The organism is Pseudomonas sp. SR18, from assembly GCF_023701505.1.
Lineage (GTDB): Bacteria > Pseudomonadota > Gammaproteobacteria > Pseudomonadales > Pseudomonadaceae > Aquipseudomonas > Aquipseudomonas cyclaminis.
The window spans coordinates 213,231-232,441 of the sequence record NZ_JAMQAU010000004.1 but is presented as its reverse complement, the minus strand read 5'-3'; the positions used below and the strand labels follow the sequence as shown (position 1 = coordinate 232,441).

General features: G+C 61.5%; 19 protein-coding genes. 5 read left to right on the top strand and 14 right to left on the bottom strand.

What is annotated here, in order from left to right:
* Positions 1-18 precede the first annotated feature (18 nt).
* Both lipA and NDJ82_RS08635 read left to right on the top strand, forming a co-directional pair.
* On the top strand, positions 19-1,020 hold the full coding sequence (gene lipA, locus NDJ82_RS08640; protein ID WP_160385010.1) for a lipoyl synthase: 1,002 nt from the start codon (positions 19-21) through the stop codon (positions 1,018-1,020).
* Between the two features lie 128 nt (positions 1,021-1,148).
* Positions 1,149-2,069, top strand: coding sequence for a S66 peptidase family protein (locus NDJ82_RS08635; protein ID WP_250925316.1), 921 nt, complete (start codon positions 1,149-1,151; stop codon positions 2,067-2,069).
* 120 nt (positions 2,070-2,189) lie between these two features.
* Here NDJ82_RS08635 and NDJ82_RS08630 read toward each other — a convergent pair whose 3' ends face one another.
* The 5 genes from NDJ82_RS08630 to leuS form a co-directional block, all read right to left on the bottom strand.
* Entirely contained in the window at positions 2,190-3,515 is a 1,326-nt protein-coding gene (locus NDJ82_RS08630; RefSeq protein ID WP_250925315.1) for a lytic murein transglycosylase, read from the bottom strand.
* A gap of 61 nt (positions 3,516-3,576) precedes the next feature.
* Complete coding sequence (arfA, locus tag NDJ82_RS08625) at positions 3,577-3,741, bottom strand: alternative ribosome rescue factor ArfA (RefSeq protein ID WP_099584677.1); 165 nt, start codon at positions 3,739-3,741, stop codon at positions 3,577-3,579.
* Between the two features lie 148 nt (positions 3,742-3,889).
* Positions 3,890-4,927: a DNA polymerase III subunit delta gene (gene holA / locus NDJ82_RS08620; protein ID WP_099584678.1), complete on the bottom strand. Its 1,038-nt coding sequence runs from the start codon at positions 4,925-4,927 to the stop codon at positions 3,890-3,892.
* A gap of 39 nt (positions 4,928-4,966) precedes the next feature.
* Complete coding sequence (locus NDJ82_RS08615) at positions 4,967-5,572, bottom strand: LPS-assembly lipoprotein LptE (protein WP_099584679.1); 606 nt, start codon at positions 5,570-5,572, stop codon at positions 4,967-4,969.
* An 88-nt stretch (positions 5,573-5,660) separates the two neighbouring features.
* Positions 5,661-8,267: a leucine--tRNA ligase gene (gene leuS, locus NDJ82_RS08610; RefSeq protein ID WP_250925314.1), complete on the bottom strand. Its 2,607-nt coding sequence runs from the start codon at positions 8,265-8,267 to the stop codon at positions 5,661-5,663.
* 261 nt (positions 8,268-8,528) lie between these two features.
* Here leuS and NDJ82_RS08605 point away from each other — a divergent pair, with 261 nt between their 5' ends.
* Together NDJ82_RS08605 and NDJ82_RS08600 are read left to right on the top strand one after the other, a co-directional pair.
* Entirely contained in the window at positions 8,529-8,846 is a 318-nt protein-coding gene (locus NDJ82_RS08605; RefSeq protein ID WP_099584681.1) for a hypothetical protein, read from the top strand.
* Between the two features lie 99 nt (positions 8,847-8,945).
* A complete protein-coding gene (locus tag NDJ82_RS08600) occupies positions 8,946-9,707 on the top strand; it encodes a YdcF family protein (RefSeq protein ID WP_193862191.1) in 762 nt (253 codons plus the stop codon).
* Between the two features lie 64 nt (positions 9,708-9,771).
* Here NDJ82_RS08600 and lnt read toward each other — a convergent pair whose 3' ends face one another.
* The 5 genes from lnt to miaB form a co-directional block, all read right to left on the bottom strand.
* Positions 9,772-11,295 (bottom strand): apolipoprotein N-acyltransferase, encoded by a 1,524-nt coding sequence (lnt, locus tag NDJ82_RS08595; RefSeq protein WP_250925313.1) that lies wholly within the window; start codon positions 11,293-11,295, stop codon positions 9,772-9,774.
* Between the two features lie 8 nt (positions 11,296-11,303).
* Positions 11,304-12,143: a CorC family transporter gene (locus tag NDJ82_RS08590; protein WP_005791724.1), complete on the bottom strand. Its 840-nt coding sequence runs from the start codon at positions 12,141-12,143 to the stop codon at positions 11,304-11,306.
* A 31-nt stretch (positions 12,144-12,174) separates the two neighbouring features.
* Entirely contained in the window at positions 12,175-12,633 is a 459-nt protein-coding gene (ybeY, locus tag NDJ82_RS08585) for an rRNA maturation RNase YbeY (protein ID WP_250925312.1), read from the bottom strand.
* Entirely contained in the window at positions 12,626-13,630 is a 1,005-nt protein-coding gene (locus NDJ82_RS08580) for a PhoH family protein (RefSeq protein ID WP_069673128.1), read from the bottom strand. Before NDJ82_RS08580 ends, ybeY begins: the two co-directional genes overlap by 8 nt.
* A gap of 216 nt (positions 13,631-13,846) precedes the next feature.
* Positions 13,847-15,175, bottom strand: a complete 1,329-nt coding sequence (miaB, locus tag NDJ82_RS08575) for a tRNA (N6-isopentenyl adenosine(37)-C2)-methylthiotransferase MiaB (RefSeq protein ID WP_191959242.1) — start codon at positions 15,173-15,175, stop codon at positions 13,847-13,849.
* A 131-nt stretch (positions 15,176-15,306) separates the two neighbouring features.
* Here miaB and NDJ82_RS08570 point away from each other — a divergent pair, with 131 nt between their 5' ends.
* Positions 15,307-15,633: a DUF1820 family protein gene (locus NDJ82_RS08570; RefSeq protein ID WP_003236992.1), complete on the top strand. Its 327-nt coding sequence runs from the start codon at positions 15,307-15,309 to the stop codon at positions 15,631-15,633.
* An 8-nt stretch (positions 15,634-15,641) separates the two neighbouring features.
* Here NDJ82_RS08570 and NDJ82_RS08565 read toward each other — a convergent pair whose 3' ends face one another.
* The 4 genes from NDJ82_RS08565 to NDJ82_RS08550 all read right to left on the bottom strand — a co-directional run bounded on the left by NDJ82_RS08565 (position 15,642) and on the right by NDJ82_RS08550 (position 19,178).
* The gene (locus NDJ82_RS08565) at positions 15,642-16,196 is read right to left on the bottom strand and encodes a tetratricopeptide repeat protein (protein WP_099584686.1); all 555 of its coding nucleotides are present in this window, start codon (positions 16,194-16,196) and stop codon (positions 15,642-15,644) included.
* 226 nt (positions 16,197-16,422) lie between these two features.
* Complete coding sequence (gene hemL / locus NDJ82_RS08560) at positions 16,423-17,706, bottom strand: glutamate-1-semialdehyde 2,1-aminomutase (RefSeq protein WP_250925311.1); 1,284 nt, start codon at positions 17,704-17,706, stop codon at positions 16,423-16,425.
* 18 nt (positions 17,707-17,724) lie between these two features.
* Positions 17,725-18,348 carry a thiamine phosphate synthase gene (gene thiE, locus NDJ82_RS08555; protein ID WP_099584688.1) on the bottom strand — a complete coding sequence of 208 codons (624 nt, stop codon included), beginning with the start codon at positions 18,346-18,348 and terminating at the stop codon, positions 17,725-17,727.
* A gap of 32 nt (positions 18,349-18,380) precedes the next feature.
* Complete coding sequence (locus tag NDJ82_RS08550) at positions 18,381-19,178, bottom strand: hydroxymethylpyrimidine/phosphomethylpyrimidine kinase (RefSeq protein ID WP_099584689.1); 798 nt, start codon at positions 19,176-19,178, stop codon at positions 18,381-18,383.
* Between the last annotated feature and the right edge of the window lie 33 nt (positions 19,179-19,211).

Here is a 19,211-nt window from a genome sequence, read left to right as displayed (position 1 = left end):
ACTGATGCAGTGCAAACCATGATCCCGACGCTGGACGTCACCGAACGTCCGGCCCCGGCCCCGCGTGCCAAGGTGGAAGCCGGCGTCAAGCTGCGCGGCGCCGAGAAGGTTGCACGCATCCCGGTGAAGATCATTCCGACTACCGAACTGCCGAAGAAACCCGACTGGATCCGCGTGCGCATCCCGGTTTCGCCGGAAGTCGACCGTATCAAGGCCCTGCTGCGCAAACACAAACTGCACAGCGTGTGCGAAGAAGCGTCCTGCCCGAACCTGGGCGAGTGCTTCTCTGGCGGCACCGCCACCTTCATGATCATGGGTGACATCTGCACCCGTCGTTGCCCGTTCTGCGACGTCGGCCACGGTCGTCCGAAGCCACTGGACGTCAACGAACCGGAAAGCCTGGCCATCGCCATCGCCGACCTGAAACTCAAATACGTAGTGATCACCTCGGTAGACCGCGACGACCTGCGTGACGGCGGCGCCCAGCACTTTGCCGACTGCATCCGCGAAATCCGCAAACTGTCGCCAAACGTGATGCTCGAAACCCTGGTTCCGGACTACCGTGGCCGGATGGACGTGGCGCTGGAAATCACCGCCGCCGAGCCGCCGGATGTGTTCAACCACAACCTGGAAACCGTGCCACGCCTGTACAAGGCTGCGCGTCCGGGTTCGGACTACCAGTGGTCGCTGACCCTGCTGCAGAAATTCAAGCAGATGATGCCCCACATCCCGACCAAGTCCGGCCTGATGCTGGGCTTGGGCGAAACCGACGAAGAAGTCATCGAAGTCATGAAGCGCATGCGCGAACACGACATCGACATGCTGACCCTGGGCCAGTACCTGCAACCGTCGCGCAGCCACTTGCCGGTACAACGTTTCGTGCACCCGGACGTCTTCGCCTGGTTCGCCGAGGAAGGCTACAAGATGGGCTTCAAGAACGTCGCCTCCGGCCCGCTGGTTCGTTCTTCGTACCACGCTGATGAGCAGGCCAAGCTGGTCAAGGCAAGCCTGGTCTCGTAATACAGATGTGGGAGGGGGCTTGCCCCCGATTGCGGTGTGTCAGTCGCTACCTGTGCTGGCTGATCAACCGCTATCGGGGGCAAACCCTCTCCCACATTTTTTTGCGCGTTAACTAGGGAGAGTTGTGTATGACTGCAGCCGTTCCAGCCCTTCGTTCCGAAGGCACCATCGCCCTGATCGCCCCCGCCGGCCCCGCCGCATTGGACGTTGAAAAGGCCGGGCAATGGATGCGCACGCGCGGCTACGACCTGCGAATTTTCCCCGGCGTCTATGAGCGCGACGGCTACCTCGCCGGTAGCGATAAAGTCCGCCTCAACGATCTGCACGCCGCCTTCGCCAATCCCGATATCGATGCCATCTTCTGCCTGCGCGGCGGCTATGGCACGCCACGATTGCTGGACGCGCTCGACTTCGACCTGATTCGCGCCAACCCCAAGCCGTTTGTAGGCTATAGCGACATCACCGCCCTGCATCTGGCGATCAACCGTTACGCTGGCTTCGTGACCTTCCACGGCCCGATGCTCAATGCCGACCTGCTCGGTAACAAGCAGCCACCGACCGAGTCCTCCCTGTTCAGCCTGCTGCGTGGTCAGCTCGGCGCTGGCAGCGTGCTTGCACACCCGGTGGCCTTCCCGCTGACCACCATCGCGCCTGGCATCGCCTGCGGGCGCTTGCTGGGGGGCAACCTGTCGATGATCGCGGCGGTGATGGGCACGCCTTTCGAGCTGGACGCTGAAGGCATCATCCTGTTTATCGAGGACGTCAACGAACCGATCTACCGTATCGACCGCTTGCTCACGCACCTGCGCCTGGCGGGCAAGCTGGCCCTGGTCGCCGGTGTGCTGGTCGGGGATGTGGCGGGGGTGGATAACGCTGCGCTGGAGCGCTTGCTGACGCAGACCTTCGAACCTTTGGGCATTCCAGTATTGTCCGGCTGGCGTAGCGGGCATTGCGATCCGAACCTGACGCTGCCGATGGGCGCATTGGTGCGGCTGGATGCGGGGGAAAAGCGGGTGGTGTTGGAGCAGGATGTGGTGTTCAAAACCTGAATCTGTGGGTGGCTGCTCAACCGCAATCGGTGGCAAGCACCCTCCCACACTTGAATGTATTCACAAATCAAAATGTGGGAGGGGGCTTGCCCCCGATTGCTTTAGTCGCCATACGCAGATCTAGCGGTTTTGCAGGGACTCCAGCAGCTTCACGGTCGGATACCCGTCCGCCGGCCAGCCCAGCGCCTGCTGCGCCGCACGAATCGCCTTGCGGGTGTTGGCGCCGATAATCCCATCCGGGTTGCCCGCGTCGTAGCCATTGGCATTCAACGCCGTCTGCAAATCCATACGCTGGGAGCGACTCAGCGGCAGCTCATCTTTTGGCCATTCGCCACGAATCACGCCACCGCCCCCAAACCGTTCCGACAGCAGGCCAACCGCCAGCGCATAGGACGACGAGTTGTTGTACTTGAGGATCGCGCGGAAGTTATCCAGCACCAGGAACGCCGGGCCGCGATAGCCCGCAGGCAGCAGCAGGGCGGCGGAGAGCTGGTCGACATTGGCCGGCATGCTCGCGCCTGGCGGTAACTGGACCCCCAGTTTCAGCCACTCGGCGACGGTCTTGCGGGTGCCGCCATCGGCCAAGGCGTAATCGAAGTTCGCCGGCAGTTGTTTGAGCTCGAACCCCCACGGCTGGCCTTTCTGCCAACCGGAGCTTTGCAGATAGTGCGCGGTGGAGGCGAGGGCGTCGGCCGGGCTGTTCCAAATATCGCGGCGACCGTCGCCGTCGAAGTCCACGGCGTGGGTGTTGTAGGTGGTCGGGATGAATTGGGTCTGGCCCATGGCGCCGGCCCAGGAGCCTTTCATCTGGTCGGCCTGGATATCGCCGTGCTGGATGATCTGCAGGGCCGCCAGCAATTGCGCCTGGGCAAAGGCCGGGCGCCGGCCTTCGTAGGCCAGGGTCGCCAGGGAGCGGATTACCGAGTTGTTGCCCTGGAACTGGCCGAAGTTACTCTCCATGCCCCACACCGAGACGAGCGCCTGGCGGTCGACGCCATAGCGTTGTTCGATGCTTTGCAGGATATCGGCGTACTTGATCAGCAGCGCCTGACCATTGCGCACGCGCAGTGGCGACAGAGCGCCGTCGATGTATTCCCACACCGGGCGGGAAAACTCCGGCTGGCTCCGGTCGGCACGGATCACCGCCATGTCCGGGGTGACATTGGCGAACGCATTGTCGAACACGGCGGCGGTAATGCCGGCCTGCAGGGCTTGTGCGCGGAAGCCGGCCTGCCATTCGGCGAAGGTCTGGGTCGGTTGGATGTCGAGGTTATCCACGGCCAGAGGGGCCACGACAGCGGGCGCTATCACGGGTGCGGTCTGGAGTTTGGGCAGGGGTTGAGCGTCGGCGGCGGTGGGTTTTTCCGCGCAGGCGACAAGCAGAATGAGGCTGGAGGCAGCGATCAATTGGCGAAGGTGCCAATGACGGGAAAGACGAGAGGGCATGCACAGGTCCAGGGATTACAAATCAGACACAGACCTTATCATGCCGGAGGGGCGCTTGCCTTCAGGCAGCCAGAAAGTAAGAAGCCTCCCAGCTATTAGACTGGAAGGCTTCGCGGCGGTAGCTGCCTTTGCCCTTGCCGGCGCGTTCCTGACGGGCTCGGAACAGTGGCTGGGCGATGATGGATTTGGCCTTGTTGGGGCCATGCTTGGATGGCTTTTTGCTCATGGTCTTGACTCTCTTGGGGGAGGGAAGCGGTGCAAATAATCTGCCGAAGTTCGGTCGCTGTAAAGCCCATCAATTGTAAGCGCAATCAAAAGCGTGGGAGGGGCTTGCCGCCTCCCATATTGGTTTTGCAGTGTTTTTAACAGAGGTGCTATTCGGCGGGAAGTGTCAGGCGTTGGCCGGCCATCAACAGCGACAAGCGACTGAGGCTCATCCACGGCGAACCGGCTGCCTGGCCTTTGATCTGCGCATCAATGCGCTGCGCCTCAAGCAACAGCTGCGCCCAGCGTTGCGCTGTGTGCCGTTGCAGGGCCTTGCTCATCAGGGGTTTGCGCTTGTCCCACACCGGCGGCCGGGCCTGGCTGAAACATTTGTCCAGCGGTGTGCCCTGGCTGTATTGCAGGGCAATATTGGCCAAGACCCGCAGCTCACGGGCCAGGGCCCAGAGAATCACCGGCGGCTCCACCCCTTCGCCGCGCAGACCTTCGAGCATGCGCAAGGCGTGGGCGGGTTCGCCGTTGAGGATTGCATCCACCAGTCCAAACACGTCAAAACGCGCGCTGTCTGCCACGGCACCTTGAACGGTCTCGACAGTGATCTGTCCGTCTTCGGCCATCAGCTTGAGTTTTTCGATCTCCTGGGCGGCGGCAAGCAAGTTGCCTTCGACCCGAGCGGCGATCAACTCTACGGCGTCTTGCGTTGCAGACAACCCTGATTGAGACAGGCGCTGGCGAATCCACTGTGGCAACTGATTGCTGTCCACCGGCCAGATCTGGATGAACTGGGTCTGAGCCCCTTCTACCAGGGCCTTGCCCCACTTAGTCTTCTGCGCACTGCCGTCGAGTTTGGGCAGGCTGATCAGCAAGACCGTGTCCTCAGCGGGCCGCGAGCAGTATTCCATCAACGCCGCAGCGCCCTTGTCGCCGGGCTTGCCCGAGGGCAGGCGCAGTTCCAGCAGGCGTTTTTCGGCGAACAGCGACATGCTCGCACCGGCTTGCAGCAGCGTGCCCCAGTCAAAGCTGGCGTCGGCACTGAAGACCTGGCGTTCATCAAAGCCCTGCTGGCGCGCGGCGGTACGGATGGCGTCGGCAGCTTCCTGGCACAGCAACGGGTCATCACCGCTGACGATGTAGACAGGCGCAAGGCTACCTTGCAGGTGTTTGGCGAGTTGGGCGGGGGCGAGTTTCATAGGCAGGTAGAGCGGGGCGCCTGGGGCGCCCCGTCCGGCTTACTCGGCAGGCACTTCAACAGGCGACTGTTTCGGCGTGTTGTCTTCGTACTCTTTTGCGGCTTTAAGTGCGTCGGCGTCAGCCTTGGCCTTGTTGTCAGCGGCTTGCTGCAAGGTTTCCAGCTGTTGCGGGGTCAGCATCGACAGGCGCAGGACCATGCGTTGCACCAGATCCCGACGCATTTCCTGGCGCACCTGGGTGATTTCGGCGTCCGAACCTACCAGGTTGTTGCCGTCGTGGCTGACGATTTTCTGCACCTGGATGTTGTCACCCATCAATGGCAGGTGATCACGGCCCTGGACTTCAAAGCTCAGTACGGTGCTCAGTTCGATATCGGACGCACGGCCGGCGCTGGCGTAGCTCAGGTTGCGCTGGGTTTCTTTCTCGTTCGCCAGGAACAGCTTGTAGGTTGCGCCGGTGTAGACGTGTACGCCGTTGTTTTCCAGGACCTGGCGCAGCTGGGTCACGGTTTCGCTGTAAGCGTCGCGTGCGCTGACATCCAGTTCCTTGATCGTCAGTTCATTGGTTCCGGTGCCGCGCAGCTGGAAGCCGCAAGCGCTCAGTAGCACGGCAAGGCCCATAACCAGCAGATTGCGTTTGATCATTTTGTTGCTCCCCTTGAAACCATGTGGGCCTTATCGAGGCCCTGAAGGCTTTGTTCGGCGCAGGGCTCAAGCCCTGCGCCCGATCCGATTAGCTAGCGACGATATTGACCAGTTTGCCAGGCACCACGATCACTTTGCGGATCGTCAGGCCTTCGGTAAAGCGCAGCACGTTCTCGTTGACGCGTGCGGCGGCTTCGACTTCTTCACGGCTGGCAGTGGCCGGCATGTCGATCTGGCCACGCAGTTTGCCGTTGACCTGGATCACCAGTTGCAGCGTGTCCTGTACCAGCGCGCTGTCATCCTGCACCGGCCAGCGCGCATCGATGACAGCGTCGCTGTGGCCCAGACGGCTCCACAGGTCGTGGCTGATGTGCGGGGTGATCGGCGCGAGCAGCAGGGTGACTGTTTCCAGGCCTTCCTGTACCAGGGCGCGGTCCTGTTCGGTCACTTGCGGGGCTTTTTCCAGCACGTTCATCAGCGTCATCACCTGGGCGATGGCGGTGTTGAACTTGTGGTTCTGGCCCACATCCTGGCTGGCTTGCTTGATGGCCAGGTGGGTGCTACGGCGGATGAGTTTCTGCTCGTCGCTCAAGGATGCCACGTCCAGCTTGCCCGGCAGGCCTTGGCTGACATGGGCGTGAGCCAGGCGCCAGACACGCTTGAGGAAGCGGTGCGAGCCTTCGACGCCGGAGTCGGACCATTCGGCGCTCATGTCAGGCGGCGAGGCGAACATCATGAACAAACGGCAGGTGTCGGCGCCGAACTGGTCGATCATCGACTGTGGGTCGACGCCGTTGTTCTTCGACTTGGCCATTTTCTCGGTACCGCCGATTTCCACCGGCAGGCCGTCGGCGATCAGCTTGGCGCTGATGACCTTGGCTTTGCTGTCACGCTCAAGCTCGACGTCAGCCGGGTTGAACCAGGTGTAGGCGCCATTGGCTTCGCGGCGATAGTAAGTCTCGGCGATCACCATGCCCTGGGTCAGCAGGTTCTTGAACGGCTCGTTGGAACTCACCAGGCCTTCGTCGCGCATCAGCTTGTGGAAGAAGCGCGCATACAGCAGGTGAAGAATGGCGTGTTCGATACCGCCAATGTACTGATCCACCGGCAACCAGTGGTCGGCTGCGGATTTTTCCACCAGGCCGCCCTCGTAGTGAGGCGAGGCGTAGCGGGCGTAGTACCACGAGGACTCGACGAAGGTGTCCATGGTGTCGGTTTCACGCTTGGCCTGGGCGCCGCATTTCGGGCAGCTGCACGCGTAGAACTCGGGCATGCGCGCCAGCGGCGAACCGGCGCCATCCGGCACCACGTCTTCGGGCAGTACGACCGGCAGTTGGTCTTCCGGTACCGGCACGTCACCGCAGGTATCGCAGTGGATGATCGGGATCGGGCAGCCCCAGTAGCGCTGGCGGCTGATGCCCCAGTCGCGCAGGCGGAACTGCGTGCGCGAGGCGCCGAGGTTCTTCTTGATCAGTGCGACTTCGATGGCGTCGAAGGCGCCCTGGAAGTCCAGGCCGTCGAATTCACCGGAATTGATCAGTGTGCCGTGTTCGTTGTAAGCGTCCTGCCAAGGCGTCGGGGTGGTGTCACCGGCGCTGGTACGCACGACGGGCTTGATCGGCAGGTTGTATTTGACGGCGAACTCGAAATCGCGCTCGTCGTGGGCCGGCACAGCCATTACCGCGCCGTCGCCGTAATGCATCAGCACATAGTTGGCGACCCACACCGGCAGTTTTTCGCCGGTCAGCGGGTGCTCGACGAACAGCGAGGTCGGCAGGCCTTTTTTCTCTTGGGTGGCGACGTCGGCTTCGGCCACGCTGCCGCCTTTGCATTCGGCGATGAACGCCTGCAGTTCAGGATTGTTCTGTGCGGCCAGGGTAGCCAGCGGGTGTTCGGCGGCCACGGCGACGTAAGTCGCTCCCATTAAAGTGTCCGGACGGGTGGTGAAGACTTTGAGCGCGCCCGCTTCGCCGATGGAATCGACGTTGTACGGGAACTGCACTTCCATGCCCTTGGACTTGCCGATCCAGTTGCGCTGCATTGTCTTGACCTGTTCAGGCCAGCCCGGCAGATCGTCGAGGCTCGACAGGAGCTCATCCGCGTAGGCGGTGATCTTGAAGTAGTACATCGGGATCTGGCGCTTTTCGATCACCGCGCCGGAACGCCAGCCGCGACCGTCGATGACTTGTTCGTTGGCCAGCACGGTCTGGTCGACCGGGTCCCAGTTCACGGTACCGTTCTTGCGGTAGATCACGCCTTTTTCGAACAGGCGAGTGAACAGCCATTGTTCCCAGCGGTAGTAATCCGGCTTGCAGGTGGTCACTTCGCGGGACCAGTCCACCGCCAGGCCCAGGCTGCGCAGCTGGGTCTTCATGTAGGCGATGTTTTCGTAGGTCCACTTGGCGGGAGCCACGTTGTTTTTCATCGCGGCGTTTTCTGCCGGCATGCCGAAGGCGTCCCAACCCATGGGTTGCAGAACGTTTTTGCCGAGCATGCGCTGGTAGCGGGAAATCACGTCGCCGATGGTGTAGTTGCGCACATGCCCCATGTGTAGCTTGCCGCTGGGGTAAGGGAACATCGACAGGCAGTAGAAAGTTTCCTTGCCCGGCTGTTCACTGACTTCAAAGGACTTTTGCTCGTCCCAGAAGGTTTGGGCGGCATTTTCTATTTCACGGGGCTGATATTGTTCGTGCATGGCTACTTTTGAACTGGATAGGGGTGGCCTAATCCTCTTCGGTGCAACGTTCAGGTTGTTCGACACCAAAAAGCGGCGCGTCCGTGCCCAAACCCTGCGGGAAGTGGAGTTACAGGAAGCGCCGTAGCATACATGACCCCACTCTATCGAGGGAAACCCTGATTGCGCAGCCGAGGCCGTCTGTCGCGGCGCCGGGCAGGCGTAGCTACGGGGGCTACGCTGTTTATTGGGGAGCAAGTCTTTCTTCAATGAGGTGAGGGGATGGTTGAATCGCAGCGAATCGCAACGAAACCGGAAGTCTACGAAGGACTGATCGACCGATTGGGTCGTGCATTGGATGCAGCGAGAACAGCGGGCCGATTGCGTGATGAACGGCCTGTCGAGTTGGAACTGCGCGGGTTGAGCCGTGCAGAGCTGGAACTGATCAAGGCTTATTTGGAACGCAACAAGCGCAGTGCGCCCCCTTGGGTGGCAACCCCGCCAGCCCAGGAGCCTACGCACTCTGCCAAGGTGGTGTGGCTCAAGGACTTGCCGGCCGGTCGTGGCCCGGAAACATTCCGGTCCGCCCGCTACAAGTAGTTCACTCCCCGCAGAACCACACCACTGCGCTATGTCACTGTAGAGATTGTCGCTAAACCCCGTTACACCTTAGGCTTCGGGCATCTATGGAGATGCCCGATGCCTATTCGTTATTTCATCAAACAACTGCTCCTGCCTCCCGGCATTCTTTTGCTGCTGCTAGCCCTTGCCTGGTGGTTTCGTCGCAGCCGTCCACGTTTGGCCGGATGTTGCTTCGCCTTGGGCCTGGGCGGCATGTGGTTGATCAGCCTGCCGGTGGCGGTGGAGTGGGGCGCGCGCGCTCTGGAAACCTCACCGCCCTTGGCTCGTGAAGACTGGTCGACGTTGGCCCAGCGCGCCGATGCCATCGTGGTACTGGGCTCGGGGCGTGAGCGCGGGGACCCCGCATGGGGCACTGACCAGCCTACCGGTGTCGGCCTGGAGCGCCAGCGGTATGCCGCCCGATTGGCCAAGGCGTCCGGCCTGCCGGTGCTCACCACCGGTGGATTGCACTACGGCACGCCGCCCAGCGAAGCTGAGCTGATGGCGGTGTCGATGCAGGATGATTTCGGCGTGACGGTACGCTGGAAGGAAGAGCGCAGCCGCACCACCTGGGAAAATGCGCAAATGAGTGCCGAGATTCTACTGCCCGAGGGGATCAAGCGCGTGGTCGTGGTGACCCAGGCCTGGCACATGCCGCGTTCAGTGTGGAGTTTTGAAAAGGCCGGTTTTACCGTGGTGCCGGCGCCCGTGGGCTTCCTTGGCGTGGACAACGCCCGGCCACTGGGCGGCTGGATGCCGGAGTTCAAGTCGGTGTGGCAAAGCGGGCAGTTGATCAATGAAGCGGTGGGGCAGGTGGGGTATCGGCTGTTCTATCAATAACACCATAAGTCAAAAATGTGGGAGGGGGCTTGTCCCCTCCCACATTTGTTTCGGTGTTGGTCTGTTAGACGGTTTTCGACATGCGGGCCGCGAGCAACGCCCAACCAAACAGCATCAGGCACACGATGATCAGCGGCCACGAGCGCCATTGCAGGTACGGCGTGAGGTTATGCATCGGCACCACTTCCCCGTAGAGAATGCCGCGTTCGAATTGCGGGATCTGCACGGTGATCTGGCCATACGGATTAATCAGCCCGGTCACGCCATTGTTGGTGGCGCGGATCATCCAGCGCCCCGCTTCCAGCGCGCGCATCTGCGCCATTTGCAGGTGCTGCAACGGGCCGATGGAGCGGCCAAACCAGGTGTCATTGCTGATGGTCAGCAGCAGATCGCTCCGGGCCGACAGGCCGGCGGCAAATTCCGGGTACACCACTTCGTAGCAAATAAACGGCGCTATCTGATAGCCCTTGGCCTGCAACATCGCCTGGTCGGCGGGGCCGCGGGCGAAGTCCGACATCGGCAGGTCGAAGAAGGCAATCAGTCCGCGCAGCACGTCTTGCAGCGGAACGTACTCGCCAAAGGGCACGAGCTTCTGCTTGAGGTAAGTCCCATCACCTTCGCCCACCACGGTAATCCCGTTGAAGTAGCGCTTCTGGTGGTGCACTTCCTGGCGAATCGGTACGCCGGTGATCAGCGCGGTGTGCCGGTCGGCCGCGAACTTGCCCATCATGCCCAGGTAACCCTCGACGGATTCCTTGAGCACCGGCACCGCCGTTTCCGGCCACACCAGTAAATCGACGGGCTTGGAGTTGAAACTCATGTCACGGTACAGCGCCAACTGCGCGGTGAGCTGCTCCGGATCCCATTTCATGCTTTGTTCGATGTTGCCCTGGATGGCGGCCACGGTCAGCGGCGCGCCGGACGGAGCCGTCCAGGCGTGATGCTTGAGCGCCAGTCCGATGGCCCAGGGGGCGACCAGCAACACCAGCCCTGCGCCGATAAAGGCATTGCGCTTGCCCGCCAACAGGCGCGGCAGGTTGCACAACAGGGCTGCAGTCAGCGCAAGCGCGAAGGAAATCAGCCACATCCCGCCGATGGGCGCCAGGCCTGTCAGGGGGCCATCGAGCTGGCTGTAACCGGAGTACAGCCACGGGAAACCGGTGAGGAACCATCCGCGAAAGGCTTCCTGGCCGACCCACAATGCGGCAAACGTGAGTGCGTCCGCCAACGGCGCTTCATTGCGGCGCAGCCAGCGCGCCCACAGCCAGGCGGGCAGGGCGAAGAACCAGGCAATGGCGGCGGTGAACAGCAGCATCAAGAACCCCGCCAGCAGCACCGAAGCGCCGCCGAAGTGGTGGATGCTGTAGTAAATCCAGCTGGTCCCCGCGCCGAACAGACCGAAACCGAAACACCAGCCACGGCCCAGGGCCTGGCGGGGTGTCAGTTCCCGCAGGCCGATATAAAACACTGCGACTGCGACCAGTGCAAACGGCCACAGATCGAACGGCGCCAGCGCCAGGGTGGTGATGGCGCCGGCCACCACGGCCAGCAAGTTACCGGGCCAGCCGGGTGCGATCAAACGGCGCATGTCAGTCCTTAGCGGGCAATCGGAGTCAGGCGGATCAAGTGGATACGACGGCTGTCCGCATTCAGGATGCGGAAGCGATACGCGCCGATCTCAGTGGTCTCGTTACGTTTTGGCAGGTGACCAAACGCACTCATCACCAGGCCGCCAACGGTATCGAACTCATCATCGGAGAATTCGCTGTCGAAGAACTCGTTGAAGTTCTCGATCGGTGTCAGGGCCTTGACCAGGAAGTCACCGCTCGGCAGCGGCTTGATGTAGCTGTCTTCTTCGACGTCGTGCTCGTCTTCGATGTCGCCGACGATCTGTTCCAGCACGTCCTCGATGGTCACCAGGCCAGCCACGCCGCCGTATTCGTCGATCACAATGGCCATGTGGTTGTGGTTGGCGCGAAACTCGCGCAGCAGCACATTCAGGCGCTTGGATTCGGGCACGAAGGTGGCCGGACGCAGCAGGTCCTTGATGTTGAAGCTGTCGCCGTTCTCCTTGAGGATCAGCGGCAGCAGGTCCTTGGCCAGCAGGACGCCCATGACGTCGTCATGGCTTTCACCGATGACCGGGTAGCGCGAGTGCGCCGAGTCGATCACGGCCGGGAGGAATTCCCGTGGGGTCTGGGTCGCCTTGATGCTGATCATCTGCGAGCGCGGGACCATGATGTCCCGGACTTGCAGGTCAGCCACCTGGATAGCGCCTTCGACGATGGCCAGCGCTTCGCTGTCCAGCAACTTGTTCTGGTGGGCCTCGCGCAGCAGCTCCAGCAGCTCCTGGCGGTTTTTCGGCTCGTGGGCAAAAGCCTGGGTCAGTTTACCCAGCCATGACTTTTGCCCGTTGCTCGATCGGTCTTCGCTCATAGCGATTACTCTAAATCCTTTGTTGTGTCAGTTAGGTTTCGTCGTCTGCATACGGATCAGGGTGACCCAATTCGGCAAGCAACGTTTGTTCCAGTGTTTCCATTTCCTCGGCTTCGTCATCGTCTATATGGTCGTAACCCAAGAGATGCAAGCAGCCGTGGATGACTAGATGAGCCCAGTGGGCTTCAAGTTCCTTGCTTTGTTCCTTCGCCTCGCGCTCAACCACCTCGACGCAGATCACCAGATCGCCCAGCAACGGGATATCCAGCAGCTCGTCGGGGACGTCGGCGGGGAAGGACAGCACGTTGGTCGCGTAGTCTTTCTGGCGCCAGGTGTGGTTCAGTTCGCGGCCTTCTGGCTCGTCCACCAGACGGATGGTCAGTTCCGAGTCGGCAGTGCGCTGGCGCAGGGCCAGGGCGCACCATCGGCGGAACTGGTCTTCGCTGGGGGCAGGCGCGTCGGTGGCCAGTTGCAGGTCAAGCTCAAGCATCGCGGCGAACGTCCTTTGACAGTCCATCGTCGCGGTGTTCGAAGCGCTCGTAGGCTTCGACAATGCGCTGCACCAGCGGGTGGCGCACCACGTCCTTGGGCATGAAGTGCGTGAAGCTGATGCCCGGCACGTCCTTGAGTACCTCGATCACCTGGCCCAGGCCGGACTTGGTGCCCTTGGGCAGGTCGACCTGGGTGATGTCGCCGGTGATTACGGCGGTAGAGCCGAAACCAATACGGGTGAGGAACATCTTCATCTGCTCGACGGTGGTGTTCTGGCTTTCGTCGAGGATGATGAAACTGTTGTTCAAGGTGCGACCGCGCATGTAGGCCAGCGGGGCGATCTCGATCACCTGGCGCTCGATCAGCTTGGCCACGTATTCAAAACCAAGCATCTCGTACAGCGCGTCATACAGCGGGCGCAGGTACGGATCGATCTTCTGGGCCAGGTCGCCGGGCAGGAAGCCGAGTTTTTCACCCGCTTCAACCGCCGGGCGCACCAGCAGGATGCGGCGCACTTGCTCGCGCTCCAGGGCGTCGACCGCACAGGCCACGGCCAGGTAGGTCTTGCCGGTGCCGGCCGGGCCGATGCCGAAGTTGATGTCGTTGCCGAGGATTTCCTTGACGTACTTCTGCTGATTCAGGCCGCGTGGGCGAATCATGCCTTTTTTGGTACGCAAGGCCACGCTGGCTTCGGCCACAGGGTTGTTGGCCAGGTCTTCTACAGCGGACTCTTGCAAGTACAGGTGCACCGTTTCCGGTGACAGTTCACTGCCCTTGGTCTCGCGATAGAGGCGACGCAGCAGGTTTTCTGCAGACGTGGTGTGTTGGGGTTCACCAATAAGCTCGAACTGATTGCCGCGATTGCGGATTTCGATGCTCAGGCGTTGTTCGATCAGGCGCAGGTGCTCGTCGAACTGTCCGCACAGATTGGCGAAACGGCGAGCCTCAAAGGGCTCAAGGATAAAACGATGGGGTTCTACTATGGGTGCGTTCAAGGTCGCTTTTAGCCGCCCTTTGGCAATTGAGGTGAAAGAGAGAATAACGCCAGTGACCTGTGTGCGAAAGCACTTACGTTATCGGAATGTGCACGTTTCAAATGTGGGAGGGGGCTTGCCCCCCGATGGCGGAGTGTCAGAAACAGGTGGGCCATCTGATCCACTGCCATCGGGGGCAAGCCCCCTCCCACATTTTGAGCGGTGCTGATCTGAAAATTATTGGATCAGCGAGCCACGCAACGAGTGCGGTTGCGCCGCATCGATGTGCACATCGGCAAACTGGCCGATCAGGGTCGGGTTGTCGCAACGGAAGTTGACGATTCGGTTGTTCTCGGTACGGCCTTGCAGCTCGCCCGGGTCTTTCTTCGAATAGTCGGTGACCAGGATGCGCTGGGTCGAGCCGACCATTTGTCGGCTGATTTCGAAACCCTGCTGATTCAGGCGGTGCTGCAGCGCGTTCAAGCGTTCTTTTTTCAGCGCTTCCGGGGTTTCGTCCACGAGGTCAGCGGCCGGTGTGCCGGGGCGCTGGCTGTAGACGAACGAGTAGGAAAAGTCGAAACCAACGTCTTCAATCAGCTTCATGGTCTGCTGGAAGTCTTTTTCGGTCTCGCCGGGGAAACCCACGATAAAGTCCGAGCTGATGCAGATGCCCGGCACCGCTGCGCGCAATTTGCGCAGTTTGGATTTGTACTCCAGGGCGGTGTGGTTGCGCTTCATGGCCGACAGGATGCGGTCCGAGCCCGATTGCACCGGCAAGTGCAGGTGTTTGACCAGCTCCGGCACGTCGGCGTGGGCCTGGATCAGGCTGTCGGAGAATTCCAGCGGGTGCGAGGTGGTGTAGCGGATGCGCTCGATACCGTCCACAGCCGCCACCACGCGGATCAACTCCGCCAGGTCCGCGAGGCGGCCGTCTTCGGTCAGGCCGCGATAGCCGTTGACGTTCTGGCCCAGCAGGGTCACTTCGCGTACGCCGTTTTCGGCCAGGTGGATGATTTCCGCCAGCACGTCGTCGAATGGCCGGCTGACTTCTTCACCGCGGGTGTAGGGCACCACGCAGAAGGTGCAGTACTTGCTGCAGCCTTCCATCACCGACACATAGGCGCTTGGGCCGTCGATACGCGGCTCGGGCAAGTGGTCGAATTTTTCAATTTCCGGGAACGAGACGTCTACCTGAGGCAGCTTGGTGACACGGGCGGCGTCGATCATTTCCGGCAAGCGGTGCAGGGTTTGCGGGCCGAAGACCACATCGACATAGGGCGCGCGGTCGCGAATCGCGGCGCCTTCCTGGCTGGCCACGCAACCGCCGACGGCGATGACCATGTCCGGGTTGGCCAGTTTCAATTCACGCCAGCGGCCCAGCTGCGAGTACACGCGGTCCTGGGCCCGTTCGCGGATCGAACAGGTATTGAGCAGGATTACGTCGGCATCTTCGGCGCGGGCGGTGACTTCCAGGGCCTGGTGTTCGCCCAGCAGATCGACCATGCGCGAGCTGTCGTACTCGTTCATCTGGCAACCGTGGGTTTCGATATAAAGCTTCTTGGCCATGGGAATCGTCAACTGGTGGTAAAGAACCGCGCATTATAGGGGGCATGCCCATTGGTTCCTAGCGTTGTGCATCGGGTGCCATGCTATAGTTCGCGCCCTCTTTTATATCCCCGATGTGTTGCTCGCCCACCATGACCAAACGTGAAGCTCCAATCTACAAGGTGATTTTCCTTAACCAGGGCCAGGTGTTCGAAATGTACGCCAAGCAGATCTATCAAAGTGATCTGTGGGGTTTCCTGGAAGTGGAAGAGTTCGTCTTTGGCGAGCGCACCCAATTGGTCGTCGACCCGGGCGAAGAAAAGCTCAAGGCTCAGTTCGAAGGCGTGGTGCGCAGTTTTGTGCCGATGCATTCGATCGTGCGCATCGATGAAGTCGAGCGCCTGGGCACGCCCAAGATCAGCGAGGCGCGGGGCGTGAGCAATGTGATGCCGTTTCCGATGCCTATGCCTGAAAAGTAAGGCGGCTGTCAGGGCAGGGGGGAGAAGGGCGAGCGCCCATCGGCACTCTGCAATTCCTGAAGATAGTTGCGGAAAATCTGGCCCAGCACCTGGGTGGCCACTTCCAGTTCATCGCGCTGCATGTGCTCGGCGACTTCGTCGGCGGTGTCCAGCGCGTCTTCGGCGCCGTTGACCGCGGCCATTTTCAGCACGATATACGCCTGAACGTTATTGGCCGGCACGCCTTCGCCTTTGAAGAACATGGTGCCGAGCTGAAATTGTGCCTGGGCGTGGCCCTGCAACGAAGCTTTCTCGAAGTAGCTCAAGGCTTTGTTGAGGTCGCGTGCCGGGTTTTTACTGTCGTGGAAGTACTCGCCCAACTCGTATTGCGCCTGCGCATCCCCGTCGTCGGCCTGTTTCTGGCACGCGCTCAGGGATTCGGCCTGGCTGTCTGGCTGGGTATTGAGGGTGCAACGACCCATCGCTGGAATTAACAACGAGTTGCCGCCTGCCTGGGCATGTGCCAGCAGCGGCTGAAGGAGCAACAGGCAGCCCAGTACCAGGGTGCGGCCGGTGCGTTTCATGGGAATCGACTTACCTCTGACGGGGCGCGCGGACCCTCACGGGATCCAATAAGCGCGCATTATGAAATAAGCAGGCCTCTGCTTACAAAGTCTTTACTCGTTTTTCTGCTGCTTGGGCAAGTTATCTGCCGGATTGCAGGTAAATTCTCGAAAAAATAAGGAAAGCTCTGTCAGAAAAGTAGCAAATCTGACGCCACCTATGGCGACGCCAGATTTTTGCGACCGTTTATTTCAGGGCAGCGAATGCGCGCTCGGCGGCGTCCAGGGTCAGTTGCAACTCGGTTTCGCCATGGGCAATCGACGTGAAACCCGCTTCAAAGGCACTCGGGGCAAGGTAGACCCCGCCTTCCAGCATCAGGTGGAAGAAGCGCTTGAACAGATCGGCGTCGCTGCCCATCACGTCATCAAAGGTGACGATATCGTCGGCACCGCTGAAATACAGGCCGAACATGCCGCCCGCCTGCGTGGTGACAAATGGGATGCCGGCCGCGTCGGCGCGCTGTTGCAGGCCATCCAGCAGACGCGTGGTGTAGTCGGTCAACTCGGCGTGGAAGCCGGGACGACTGATCAACCGCAGGGTAGTCAGGCCAGCGGCCATGGCCAACGGGTTACCGGACAACGTGCCAGCCTGGTACACCGGGCCCAGTGGTGCGATGTGTTGCATGATTTCGCGCTTGCCGCCAAAACAGCCCACTGGCATGCCGCCGCCGATGATTTTGCCGAAGGTGCTCAGGTCCGGCGTCACGCCGTAGTGCGCCTGGGCACCGCCGAGGGCGACGCGAAAGCCAGTCATCACTTCGTCGAAAATCAGCACCACGCCATGCTTGTCACACTGCTCGCGCAGGCCTTCGAGGAAGCCCGGCGCCGGCGGTACGCAGTTCATGTTGCCGGCCACGGGCTCGACGATGATGCACGCCACGTCTTGGCCGACTTCGCTGAGCATCTGCTCGACGGCAGCGATGTCGTTGAACGGCAGCGTCAGGGTGTGCCTGGCAAATGCCGCCGGCACACCGGCCGAGCTTGGCACGCCCTGGGTCAGCAGGCCGGAGCCGGCTTTGACCAGCAGGCTGTCGGAGTGGCCGTGGTAGCAGCCTTCGAACTTGATGATGCTGTCGCGGCCGGTGAAACCTCGGGCTAGGCGAATCGCGCTCATGGTGGCTTCGGTGCCGGAGCTGACCATGCGCACCATCTCCATCGACGGCACGATTGAGCACACCAGGTCCGCCATCTCGGTTTCCATGGCGGTTGGGGCGCCGTAGGACAACCCGTGCTCCAGCTGTTTACGCACGGCATCCAGCACGTCCGGGTGGCTGTGGCCCAGGATCATCGGGCCCCAGGAGCCCACGTAATCCACATAACGCTTGTCGTCTTCGTCGGTGACGTAGGCGCCTTCGGCATGCTTGAAGAACAACGGCGTGCCGCCCACGCTCTTGAACGCACGCACGGGGGAGTTCACACCGCCGGGGATGTGTTTCTGGGCATTGGCAAACAGGGTTTCGGAACGAGACATGGTGAGGGCTCTCTGAATTCAGGATGTGATTAAAGCGTTGAAGGCGCGGGCGCGGCGCGTAACTTCCTGGGTGCTGTCGGCGCCGAACAAACCGTGGACCACGGCCAGCAGATCGGCACCATGGGCCACCAGGGGCTCGGCGTTCTCCAGGGTGACACCGCCGATCACGCAGATCGGCAGGTGCAGGCGCTTGCGGGCCTCGGCCAGCATTTCGACGGTGGCGGCAGGTGCGCCGGGCTTGGTAGTGGAATTGAAGAAGCGACCGAAGGCGACGTAACTGGCGCCTTCCTTCGCGGCCTGTTCGGCCAGTTCGATCTGGCTGTGACAGGTGGCGCCGATGATGGCTCTGGAACCGAGCAGCGCACGGGCTGGCGTCAGTGGGCCGTCGGTCTGGCCCAGATGCACGCCGACGCCCAGGCGCGCGGCCAATTCGGCGTCATCGTTGATGATCAGTTGGGTCTTGTAGCGCGAGCACAGCTCCCGCAGCTTTTCGGCTTCGCGCAGGCGACGGGCTTCGTCGCTGCTTTTGTCGCGGTACTGCAACAGGGTCACGCCACCGTCCAATGCCGCTTCTACATAGGCGAGGAATTTGCCGGCCAGCAGTTGGCTGTCGGTGATGGCGTAAAGGCCACGTAGTTTCATCGGGCAGGCCTCTTGCTTCTAAGAGCAGAAAGTTACGAACAGAAATCCAGCGGCAAACGGCGCGGTACAAACTGACCCTGGCCGAGCTGTTCGGCGTCACGCAGGGTACGCCACGTGTAGTTGAGCGCCGATTGCACCGCGCTCACCAGCCCTTCGCCCTGGGCGATCCGCCCGGCCAGGGCGCTGGCCAAGGTGCAACCCGAACCGTGATAACTGCCGGGCAGGCGCTGGCAGGTAAAGGTCTGCTGGGTGCCGTCGCGGCTGTAGAGGCGATTGTGCACTTCATGCTCGTCGCCATGGCCGCCTGTGATCAACAGGTGCTTGATAAACGGCAGCAGCTTTTCGGCGCACTCGTCCGCCGTGCCTTCGGGCAACTCCGCAAGGATGCGCGCTTCGGGCAGGTTGGGCGTGGCAATCAGCGACAACGGCAACAGCCGCTCGCGCATGGCGTAGCCGACTTCGTCCTTGCCCAGGCTGCCGCCGCCGCCGGCACGCAGCACCGGGTCGCACACCACTGGCAGGTGCGGGTGCGCCTGCAGCAGTTCGACCACAGTGTCGACCATCGCGGTGGAGCCGAGCATACCCAGTTTGACCGCCGCCACTTCGGAATCGCCAAGCACGGCATTGGCCTGTGCCAGCACCCACTCGCGGTCGAGCACGCGGAAGTCGCTGACATTGACGGTGTTCTGCACGGTCAGGGCGGTGACGGCCGGAGCCGCATGGCACCCCTGGGCGAGCAGGGCTTCGATATCTGCCTGCAAGCCGGCGCCACCACTGGGATCATGGCCGGAGAGACAGAGGACAACAGGGCGAGAGCTGTAGATATTCATGGTGCGCGAGCTTACCACCAAACGCTTTTGGCG